Source organism: Pseudomonas sp. NPDC087690, assembly GCF_044743175.1.
GTDB lineage: Bacteria > Pseudomonadota > Gammaproteobacteria > Pseudomonadales > Pseudomonadaceae > Aquipseudomonas.
In genome coordinates, this window is record NZ_JBIUVX010000005.1 from 166,889 (window position 1) to 178,071 (window position 11,183).

The 11,183-nt window shown below is 59.3% G+C and carries 7 protein-coding genes and 1 pseudogene; 7 read left to right on the forward strand and 1 reads right to left on the reverse strand.

Features of this window, described 5'->3' with window-relative positions; translation table 11 throughout:
* Window positions 1-5 precede the first annotated feature (5 nt).
* From lepA to pdxJ, 6 genes are all read left to right on the forward strand, one after another.
* Window positions 6-1,796 (forward strand): translation elongation factor 4, encoded by a 1,791-nt coding sequence (gene lepA / locus ACIPIZ_RS10095; RefSeq protein WP_401165167.1) that lies wholly within the window; start codon window positions 6-8, stop codon window positions 1,794-1,796.
* Window positions 1,797-1,801: 5 nt separating this feature from the next.
* A complete protein-coding gene (lepB, locus tag ACIPIZ_RS10100) occupies window positions 1,802-2,656 on the forward strand; it encodes a signal peptidase I (protein ID WP_064393276.1) in 855 nt (284 codons plus the stop codon).
* Window positions 2,657-2,838: 182 nt separating this feature from the next.
* Window positions 2,839-3,528, forward strand: coding sequence for a ribonuclease III (rnc, locus tag ACIPIZ_RS10105; RefSeq protein WP_016986099.1), 690 nt, complete (start codon window positions 2,839-2,841; stop codon window positions 3,526-3,528).
* Complete coding sequence (gene era / locus ACIPIZ_RS10110; RefSeq protein ID WP_007909024.1) at window positions 3,521-4,423, forward strand: GTPase Era; 903 nt, start codon at window positions 3,521-3,523, stop codon at window positions 4,421-4,423. Before rnc ends, era begins: the two co-directional genes overlap by 8 nt.
* A 114-nt stretch (window positions 4,424-4,537) precedes the next feature.
* Window positions 4,538-5,227 carry a DNA repair protein RecO gene (gene recO, locus ACIPIZ_RS10115; RefSeq protein WP_401165163.1) on the forward strand — a complete coding sequence of 230 codons (690 nt, stop codon included), beginning with the start codon at window positions 4,538-4,540 and terminating at the stop codon, window positions 5,225-5,227.
* Between the two features lie 39 nt (window positions 5,228-5,266).
* Window positions 5,267-6,013 carry a pyridoxine 5'-phosphate synthase gene (gene pdxJ, locus ACIPIZ_RS10120; RefSeq protein WP_047292711.1) on the forward strand — a complete coding sequence of 249 codons (747 nt, stop codon included), beginning with the start codon at window positions 5,267-5,269 and terminating at the stop codon, window positions 6,011-6,013.
* 83 nt (window positions 6,014-6,096) lie between these two features.
* Here the strand turns inward: pdxJ and mltF are convergent, their stop codons facing one another.
* Window positions 6,097-7,557 carry a membrane-bound lytic murein transglycosylase MltF gene (gene mltF, locus ACIPIZ_RS10125; protein WP_082355505.1) on the reverse strand — a complete coding sequence of 487 codons (1,461 nt, stop codon included), beginning with the start codon at window positions 7,555-7,557 and terminating at the stop codon, window positions 6,097-6,099.
* 285 nt (window positions 7,558-7,842) lie between these two features.
* On the opposite strand from mltF, the pseudogene purL reads away from it, so the two are divergent.
* Window positions 7,843-11,172 (forward strand): annotated as a pseudogene (gene purL / locus ACIPIZ_RS10130) (phosphoribosylformylglycinamidine synthase); the annotation flags it as partial.
* Between the last annotated feature and the right edge of the window lie 11 nt (window positions 11,173-11,183).

Here is an 11,183-nt window from a genome sequence, read left to right on the forward strand (position 1 = left end):
TTTATTTGAGTAATATCCGCAATTTCTCCATAAACGCCCACATTGACCATGTCAAGTCGACGCTGGCCGATCGCTTCATCCAGATGTGCGGCGGCCTGGCCGAGCGTGAAATGGAAGCCCAGGTACTGGATTCCATGGATCTGGAGCGTGAACGCGGGATCACCATCAAGGCCCACAGCGTCACCCTTTATTACACGGCCAAAGACGGCATCAAGTACCAGCTGAACTTCATTGACACCCCGGGCCACGTCGACTTCACCTACGAAGTCAGCCGTTCCCTGGCCGCGTGTGAAGGTGCTTTGCTGGTGGTCGATGCCGGTCAAGGTGTTGAAGCCCAGTCCGTGGCCAACTGCTACACCGCGATCGAGCAGGGCCTCGAGGTCATGCCGGTACTGAACAAGATCGACCTGCCGCAGGCTGATCCTGATCGCGTCAAGGACGAGATCGAGAAGATCATCGGCATCGACGCCACCGACGCCGTCACCTGCAGCGCCAAAACCGGCCTGGGTGTCGACGAAGTGCTCGAGCGTCTGGTGCACACCATTCCTGCACCGACCGGCAACATCGAAGATCCGCTGCAAGCGTTGATCATCGACTCCTGGTTCGACAACTACCTGGGCGTTGTCTCCCTGGTGCGCGTGCGTCATGGCCGCGTGAAGAAGGGCGACAAGATCCTCGTCAAGTCCACCGGCAAGATCCATCTGGTCGACAGCGTTGGTGTGTTCAACCCGAAACACACTGCCACGTCTGACCTGAAGGCCGGCGAAGTGGGCTTCATCATTGCCAGCATCAAGGACATTCACGGTGCACCGGTCGGTGACACCCTGACCCTGAGCTCGACCCCCGACGTTGAAGTGCTGCCCGGCTTCAAACGCATCCAGCCACAGGTTTACGCCGGTCTGTTCCCGGTCAGCTCCGACGACTTCGAAGATTTCCGCGAAGCGCTGCAGAAGCTGACCCTCAACGACTCGTCGCTGCAGTACACCCCGGAAAGCTCCGACGCACTGGGCTTCGGCTTCCGTTGCGGCTTCCTTGGCATGCTGCACATGGAGATCATTCAGGAGCGTCTCGAGCGCGAATACGACCTGGACCTGATCACCACCGCGCCAACCGTAATCTTCGAGCTGGTACTGAAAACCGGTGAAACGATTTACGTCGACAACCCATCCAAACTCCCGGATGTGTCGTCGATCGAAGACATGCGCGAGCCGATCGTGCGCGCCAATATTCTGGTGCCGCAGGAACACCTGGGCAACGTCATCACCCTGTGCATCGAGAAGCGTGGCGTTCAAGTCGACATGCTGTTCCTCGGCAATCAGGTGCAAGTCACTTACGACCTGCCGATGAACGAAGTGGTCCTGGACTTCTTCGATCGTCTCAAATCCACCAGCCGCGGCTATGCTTCGCTGGATTACCATTTCGATCGTTACCAATCGGCTAATCTGGTGAAACTGGATGTGCTGATCAACGGCGACAAGGTCGATGCCCTCGCGTTGATCGTGCACCGTGACAACTCGCACTACAAAGGTCGCCAGTTGACCGAGAAGATGAAAGAACTGATTCCGCGTCAGATGTTTGATGTGGCGATTCAGGCCGCCATTGGCGGTCAGATCGTCGCCCGGACAACCGTCAAGGCACTCAGAAAGAACGTATTGGCCAAATGCTACGGTGGTGACGTCAGCCGTAAGAAGAAACTGCTCGAGAAGCAAAAGGCCGGTAAGAAACGCATGAAGCAGGTCGGCAACGTGGAAATTCCACAAGAAGCCTTCCTTGCCGTGCTCAGGTTGGATAGTTAGGTCCTATGTCACTAAATTTCCCGCTGTTGCTGGTCATCGCCGTGTTCGTCTGCGGCCTGTTGGCGTTGCTTGATCTGTTGATCCTGGCACCGCGTCGGCGTGCTGCCATTGCCTCTTATCAAGGCAGCGTCAGCCAGCCTGATGGGGTGGTCGTTGAAAAACTGAACAAAGAGCCGCTGCTGGTTGAATACGGCAAGTCGTTCTTTCCGGTGTTGTTCATCGTGCTGGTGCTGCGTTCGTTCCTTGTGGAACCGTTCCAGATTCCGTCCGGCTCGATGAAACCGACCCTGGATGTCGGCGACTTCATTCTGGTGAACAAGTTTTCTTACGGGATCCGCCTGCCGGTGATCGACAAGAAAATCATCGAGGTCGGTGATCCGCAACGCGGCGATGTCATGGTGTTTCGCTACCCGAGCGACCCGAACGTCAACTACATCAAACGTGTAGTCGGCCTGCCGGGCGACACGGTGCGCTACACCGCCGACAAGCGTCTGTTCGTCAATGGCGAGTCGATTGCCGAGCAAATGATCGGCTCCGAGCCGGGCACGCTGGGCAGCGCCGAGCTGTACAAAGAGAAACTGGGCGCCGCCGAGCATCTGATCCGCAAGGAAATGAGCCGCTACCGCACCCCTCCGGATCACACATGGACCGTGCCGGCCGGGCACTACTTCATGATGGGCGACAACCGCGACAACTCGAACGACAGTCGCTACTGGGATGATCCGAACATTCCCAAGGATCTGCTTGGCATGGTTCCCGACCAGAATATCGTCGGCAAGGCCTTCGCGGTCTGGATGAGCTGGCCGGAGCCGAAACTCAGTCACCTGCCGAATTTCTCGCGGGTTGGCCTGATCAAGTAATCACACACGGCGCTGTTGACCACAGCGCCGACTGCATTTCTGGAGCCACCACAATCGGCTCCGGGGCATGAAGCCACGATATTCAGGATGTAATTTTTGAACACAGCGTTAATTGTCCCAGGCCTGCGCCGTATCCCGGCGATGGCGGTGGAATCCAGCCACGAACTCAGCGTGGGTAAACCGTGAGCGTTTCTTTAAGCCGTCTCGAGCGTCAGCTCGGATACACCTTCAAGGATCAGGAGCTGATGCTGCTGGCCCTCACGCACCGCAGCTTTGCCGGGCGCAACAACGAACGCCTGGAATTCCTCGGTGATGCCATCCTCAACTTCGTTGCCGGCGAGGCGTTGTTCGATCGCTTCCCGCTGGCCCGCGAAGGCCAGTTGTCGCGTTTGCGCGCACGTCTGGTGAAAGGTGAGACGCTGGCAGTCCTGGCGCGCGGTTTCGACCTTGGCGATTACCTGCGCTTGGGTTCCGGTGAATTGAAGAGCGGTGGTTTCCGTCGCGAATCGATTCTGGCCGATGCCCTCGAAGCCTTGATCGGTGCAATCTATCTGGACGCCGGCATGGACATGGCTCGCGAGCGCGTTCTGGCCTGGTTGGCTGGCGAGTTCGAAGGCCTGACGCTGGTCGATACCAACAAGGATCCGAAAACCCGTCTGCAGGAACACCTGCAATCGCGCGGGTGCGATCTGCCACGCTACGAAGTGGTGGATATCCAGGGCGAGCCGCACTGCCGAACCTTCTTCGTCGAGTGCGAAGTTGTCTTACTGAATGAAAAAAGCCGAGGTCAGGGTGTGAGCCGTCGTATTGCCGAACAGGTAGCGGCCGCTGCAGCACTGATTGCCCTGGGCGTGGAGAATGGCAATGACTGATACAAATGCAACTCGCTGTGGCTATGTTGCCATCGTCGGCCGTCCCAACGTCGGTAAGTCGACGCTGCTGAACCACATCCTCGGCCAGAAGCTCGCGATCACTTCGCGCAAGCCGCAGACCACTCGCCACAACATGCTCGGGATCAAAACCGAAGGTGACGTGCAAGCGATCTACGTCGACACCCCCGGCATGCACAAGGGTGGCGAAAAGGCTCTGAATCGTTACATGAACAAAACCGCTTCGGCGGCGTTGAAAGACGTCGATGTGGTGATTTTCGTGGTTGACCGCACCAAGTGGACCGACGAAGACCAGATGGTTCTCGAGCGCGTGCAGTACGTGACCGGCCCGCTGATCGTCGCGCTGAACAAGACTGACCGTATCGAAGACAAAGCCGAGCTGATGCCGCATCTGTCCTGGTTGCAGGAACAACTGCCGAACGCGCAGATCATTCCTATTTCCGCGCAGCACGGGCACAACCTCGACGCGCTGGAAAAGGTCATTGCCGATCACCTGCCGGAAAACGATCACTTCTTCCCGGAAGACCAGATCACCGACCGCAGCAGTCGTTTTCTCGCCGCCGAACTGGTACGCGAGAAAATCATGCGCCAGATGGGCGCCGAGCTGCCGTACCAGATCACCGTCGAAATCGAAGAGTTCAAGCAGCAGGGCAAGACCCTGCACATCCACGCCTTGATCCTCGTTGAGCGTGACGGCCAGAAGAAGATCATCATTGGCGACAAGGGCGAGCGCATCAAACGCATCGGCACCGAAGCGCGCAAGGACATGGAGCTGCTGTTCGACTCCAAGATCATGCTCAATCTGTGGGTGAAGGTGAAGGGCGGCTGGTCCGACGACGAGCGCGCGCTGCGTTCGCTGGGTTACGGCGACCTGTAAGCGATTCGAAGATCAAAAGATCGCAGCCTTCGGCAGCTACTACATGACGTACACCTGTAGGAGCTGCCGAAGGCTGCGATCTTTTTTGCAATCCCTGATCGGGAAACAACGTTCATGTCGCAAACCCCACCTCCCGCCCAACCCGCCTACGTCCTGCACTCCCGCGCCTACCGCGAAACCAGTGCGCTCGTGGACTTCCTCACGCCGCAAGGTCGCTTGCGGGCGGTGTTGCGCAGTGCGAGAGGCAAGGCCGGGACGTTGGCGCGGCCTTTCGTGTCGCTGGAAGTGGAGTTTCGCGGCAAGGGTGAGCTAAAAAATGTCGGACGCATGGAAAGCTCCGGCACTTCGGCGTGGCTCAACGGCGAAGCGCTGTTCAGCGGTCTCTATCTCAATGAATTGCTGATCCGCTTGCTGCCTGCCGAGGATCCGCATCCAGCGGTGTTCGATCACTACGCCGCAACCTTGCTGGCACTGGCCGAAGGTCGGCCGCTGGAGCCTCTGCTGCGCTCATTCGAATGGCGCTTGCTCGACGATCTTGGCTACGGTTTCTCGCTGAACACCGATATCCACGGCGAGCCGATTGCCGATGACGGTCTCTATCGCCTGCAAGTCGATGCCGGCCTGGAGCGAGTCTTTCTGCTGCAACCCGGCCTGTTCAACGGCGTCGAATTACTGGCCATGGCCGAAGCCGACTGGACTGCCCCCGGTGCACTTTCAGCGGCCAAGCGCTTGATGCGCCAAGCACTTGCCGTTCACTTGGGCGGTCGCCCCCTCGTCAGTCGCGAGCTGTTTCGCAAGCCCTGATATGCTGTGCGCCGAATCTCTCAATTCAGGAGCGCACCCGTGACCACCAGCAATCGCATTCTTCTTGGCGTGAACATCGACCACGTCGCCACTCTGCGTCAGGCCCGTGGCACGCGCTACCCGGACCCGGTCAAGGCGGCGCTGGATGCGGAAGAGGCGGGCGCCGATGGCATCACCGTGCATTTGCGTGAAGACCGCCGGCACATTCAGGAGCGCGATGTGCTCTTGCTTAAAGACGTGCTGCAGACCCGCATGAACTTCGAAATGGGTGTCACCGAAGAAATGATGGCGTTCGCCGAGCGCATCCGTCCGGCGCACATCTGCCTGGTGCCGGAAACCCGTCAGGAACTGACGACCGAGGGTGGTCTGGATGTAGCGGGGCAGGAAGAGCGGATCAAGGCTGCGGTTGAGCGTCTGTCGAAGATTGGCAGCGAAGTGTCGCTGTTCATCGATGCTGATGAGCGGCAGATTGCAGCGTCGAAGCGCGTTGGCGCACCGGCGATCGAACTGCACACCGGGCGTTATGCCGATGCCGAAACCCCCACTGAAGTGGCTGAGGAGCTAAAGCGTGTGGCGGACGGTGTGGCGTTTGGTCTGGCCCAAGGCCTGATCGTTAACGCCGGTCACGGCTTGCACTATCACAACGTTGAAGCCGTAGCGGCGATCAAAGGCATCAACGAACTGAACATCGGCCATGCGCTGGTGGCGCATGCGTTGTTTGTGGGATTCAAGTCTGCTGTTTCCGAGATGAAGGCGCTGATTCTGGCGGCTGCTCTCAAGGGTTAAGATCAAGAGATCGCAGCCTTCGGCAGCTCCTACATTGGAATGTGTATCCCTGTAGGAGCTGCCGAAGGCTGCGATCTTTTGCTTTAAAGCGGGGCAGGTTCTTGAGCGGGTTTTGACTTGTCGATCGCAGGCACATGCAGGTTACCTTCGGCCACCTGATCGCCCTCAAGCTGCGGCTGCGTCACCCAGGTCAGAATGTCGTAATAACGACGAATGTTCGCCACAAAATGCACCGGTTCGCCGCCACGGGCGTAGCCATAACGCGTCTTGCTGTACCACTGCTTCTGCGACAGACGCGGCAGAATCTTCTTCACGTCCAGCCATTTGTCCGGGTTCAAACCTTCCTTGGCCGTCAGTTTGCGCGCGTCATCCAGGTGACCACTGCCGACGTTATAGGCTGCCAGGGCAAACCAGGTGCGATCCGGTTCCTTGATCGAATCGTCGAGCTGATCCTTCATATAAGCCAGGTACTTGGCGCCGCCCATGATGCTTTGCTTCGGATCGAGACGGTTGGACACGCCCATCGCCTGAGCGGTGTTCTGGGTCAGCATCATCAAACCGCGCACACCGGTTTTCGAGGTGACGGTCGGTTGCCACAGCGATTCCTGATAACCGATCGCCGCTAGAAGGCGCCAGTCGACTTTCTCTTTCTTCGCGTAATTCTTGAAGTGCTGTTCGTATTTCGGCAGGCGCTGCTGCAAATGTTGGGCGAAGGTGGTGGCGCCCATGTAGCCGAGGACGTCGACGTGGCCGTAATAGCGATCCTTCAGGCGTTGCAGGGTGCCGTTTTTTTGCACCTTGTCGAGGTAGGCATTGATCTCGTTGAGCAGGCTGTTGTCTTCGCCCGGGCCCACCGCCCAGCTCTGGCTGCGTGCATCGCCGAGGTCGAAAGCCACGCGGATGTTGGTGAAGTACACCTGATTCATCGCCACTTCGTTGGAATCGACCAGGGTCAGGTCAATCTGACCTTCATCGACCATGCGCAGCAGGTCAACGACTTCAACCGCATCGGACTCTTCGTACTCAATGCCAGGATATTTCTGTTTCAGCTCGGCCAGTTGTTCAGCGTGGGTGCTCCCTTTGAGCACCATGATCTTCTTGCCGACCAGATCGCCGGGATCGGTTGGCCGCGACTGGCCGTTGCGGTAGATGATCTGCGGGGTGACTTCGAGGTAGGAGTGCGAGAAGCGCACCTGTTTCTTGCGCTGTTCGCTGCTGACCAGACCGGCGGCGGCCAGCACCGGGCCGTTCGGTTTGCCGATCTGATTGAACAGGTCGTCGAGGTTGTCAGCGGTCTCGATTTTCAGTTCCACACCCAAATCGTCGGCGAAGCGTTTCACCAGCTCGTATTCGAAGCCGGTTTCACCGCTGCGATCCTGAAAGTAGGTGGCGGGGCTGTTACGGGTAATCACCCGCAGCACACCATCCTCCTTTATGCGCTCGAGAGTGTTGGGTTTATCAACACAGCCACCGAGCATCAGGAAGAGTCCGGTTGCGATCAGCCATTTGGCGTACCGCGGACGCAAAGCCGTTGGGAAAAACATCTGCGCAGTATACGCAAACGGCCACGGGCGCCATATATCGACAGCACGGGGCTTGTCTGCTAGACATCACAAAACCTGACGAAACCCCGCAAAAACGGGCCTTCAGGGCATTTTGTTACAGTAAAAATAAGCCGTTGCTACAGGGTCGATTTACCTGACTTTCAAGGCAGAAACACAGATTGAGGTCCGAGTGCAACCGTGCGTAGCGTTTCGGGTGATGTTGAGGGCGGTTTAGGCTAGAATGCACGGCCTCAAAGCACACCCCTTCCCGAGGCTGTCCCGAAGATGTTGATCCTGCGCGGCGCTCCTGCCCTTTCTGCCTTTCGCCACAGCAAACTCCTTTAGGAATTGAGCCAGAAGGATCCAGCTGACAGTGGCCTGTATTCGGAATTCGCTCACTTCGCCGAAGTCACCGGCGTCCTGACCGGCGACGAACAGCAGGTGCTAGCGCGCCTTCTGACGTACGGTCCAAGCGTTCCGGTTCAAGAGCCGACCGGCCGTCTGTTTCTGGTGTTGCCGCGTTTCGGCACCATCTCGCCATGGTCGAGCAAGGCCAGCGACATCGCCCGCAACTGCGGCCTGAGCAAGATCCAGCGTCTGGAACGCGGTATCGCCTTCTACGTGGCCGGTCAGTTCAGCGAAGCCCAAGCGCAGCAGATTGCCGACGTGCTGCATGACCGCATGACCCAGATCGTGCTGGCCAACCTTGAACAGGCCGCCGGTCTGTTCAGCCACGCCGAGCCGAAGCCGCTGACCGCAATCGACATCCTCGGTGGTGGTCGCGGCGCGCTGGAAAAAGCCAACACCGAGCTGGGCCTGGCTCTGGCCGAAGACGAGATCGACTATCTGGTCGACGCCTTCAACGGTCTCAAGCGCAACCCGCACGACATCGAACTGATGATGTTCGCCCAGGCCAACTCCGAGCACTGCCGCCACAAGATCTTCAACGCCAGTTGGGATATTGATGGTGAGAACCAGGAAAAAAGCCTGTTCGGCATGATCAAGAACACCTACGTGATGCACAGCGAAGGCGTTCTGTCGGCTTATAAGGACAACGCCTCGGTGATCGTCGGCAACGTTGCCGGCCGTTTCTTCCCGAACCCTGAAACCCGCCAGTACGGCGCGGTGCAGGAGCCGGTGCACATCCTGATGAAGGTTGAAACCCACAACCACCCGACCGCGATTGCCCCGTTCCCGGGCGCATCGACCGGTTCCGGCGGCGAGATCCGTGACGAAGGTGCAACCGGTCGTGGCGCCAAGCCAAAGGCTGGCCTGACCGGTTTCACCGTGTCTAACCTGCAGATCCCCGGCTTCGAACAGCCGTGGGAAGTGCCGTACGGCAAGCCTGAGCGCATCGTCACCGCGCTGGACATCATGATCGAAGGCCCGCTCGGCGGCGCCGCGTTCAACAACGAATTCGGCCGTCCGGCCCTGACTGGCTACTTCCGTACCTTCGAACAATCGATCACCACCCCGCACGGTGACGAGGTTCGTGGTTACCACAAGCCGATCATGCTCGCTGGCGGCATGGGCAACATCCGCGAAGAACACGTCAAGAAAGGCGAGATCGTCGTTGGCTCCAAGCTGATCGTCCTCGGCGGTCCGGCGATGTTGATCGGTCTGGGCGGCGGCGCCGCTTCCTCGATGGCCACCGGCACCAGTTCGGCGGATCTCGACTTCGCTTCCGTACAGCGTGAAAACCCTGAGATGGAGCGTCGCTGCCAGGAAGTCATCGACCGTTGCTGGCAACTGGGTGACAAGAACCCGATCAGCTTCATCCACGACGTCGGCGCGGGCGGTCTGTCCAACGCCTTCCCGGAACTGGTCAACGACGGCGACCGCGGTGGCCGTTTCGAACTGCGCAACATTCCCAACGACGAGCCGGGCATGGCCCCGCACGAAATCTGGTCGAACGAATCCCAGGAACGTTACGTTCTCGCGGTCGGCCCTGAAGACTTTGAACGCTTCCAGGCGATCTGCGAACGTGAGCGCTGCCCGTTTGCCGTAGTGGGCGAGGCGACTGCCGAGCCGCAACTGACCGTGACCGACAGCCACTTCGGCAACAACCCGGTGGACATGCCACTGGAAGTGTTGCTGGGCAAAGCCCCGCGCATGCACCGTTCGGTGGTTCGCGAAGCTGAGCTGGGCGATGACTTCGATCCGTCGAACCTCGACATCAGCGAGTCCATCGAACGCGTTCTGCATCACCCGGCCGTGGCGAGCAAGAGCTTCCTGATCACCATCGGCGACCGCACCATCACCGGCCTCGTGGCCCGTGACCAAATGGTCGGCCCGTGGCAGGTTCCGGTGGCCGACGTTGCCGTCACCGCGACCAGCTTCGACGTCTACACCGGTGAAGCGATGGCGATGGGCGAGCGCACTCCGCTGGCATTGCTGGACGCTCCGGCCTCGGGCCGCATGGCCATCGGCGAAACCCTGACCAACATCGCTGCTTCGCGCATCAACAAGATCTCCGACATCAAACTGTCGGCGAACTGGATGTCGGCTGCCGGCCACCCGGGCGAAGACGCGCGTCTGTACGACACCGTGAAAGCGGTCGGTATGGAACTGTGCCCTGAGCTGGGCATTACCATTCCGGTGGGCAAGGACTCGATGTCCATGGCCACTCGCTGGAACGACAACGGCGAAGAAAAAACCGTGACCTCGCCGATGTCGCTGATCGTGACCGGTTTCGCGCCAGTGGCTGACATCCGTCAGACCCTGACCCCGGAACTGCGCATGGACAAAGGCACCACCGACCTGATCCTGATCGACCTCGGTCGCGGTCAGAACCGTATGGGCGCTTCGATCCTTGCTCAGACACACGGCAAGCTCGGCAAACACGCGCCGGACGTCGACGACGCCGAAGACCTGAAAGCCTTCTTCGCCGTGATCCAGGGCCTCAACGCCGACGGTCACCTGCTGGCTTACCACGACCGTTCCGACGGTGGTCTGCTGACTTCCGTGGTGGAAATGGCCTTCGCCGGTCACTGCGGTCTGAGCCTGAACCTGGACAGCGTTGCCGAGTCCTCGGCAGAAATCGCTGCGATCCTGTTCAACGAAGAACTGGGTGCGGTGATCCAGGTTCGTCAGGACGCCACGCCAGACATCCTCGCGCAATTCAGCGCGGCCGGTCTGGGCGACTGCGTGTCGGTTATCGGTCAGCCGATCAACAATGGCCAGATCAACATCACCTTCAACGGTGACACCGTGTTCGAAGGCCAGCGTCGTCTGCTGCAACGCACCTGGGCTGAAACCAGCTACCAGATCCAGCGTCTGCGTGACAACGCCGACTGCGCCGAACAAGAGTTCGACGTGCTGCTGGAAGAAGACAACCCGGGCCTGAGCGTCAAGCTCAGCTACGACGTCAATCAGGACATCGCCGCGCCTTACATCAAGAAAGGCATCCGCCCTCAGGTTGCCGTGCTGCGTGAGCAGGGCGTCAACGGTCAGGTGGAAATGGCGGCTGCGTTCGACCGCGCCGGTTTCAACGCGATCGACGTGCACATGAGCGACATTCTCGCTGGCCGTGTCGACCTGAACGAGTTCAAAGGTCTGGTGGCGTGCGGTGGTTTCTCCTACGGCGACGTGCTCGGCGCCGGTGAAGGCTGGGCCTAGTCGGCGCT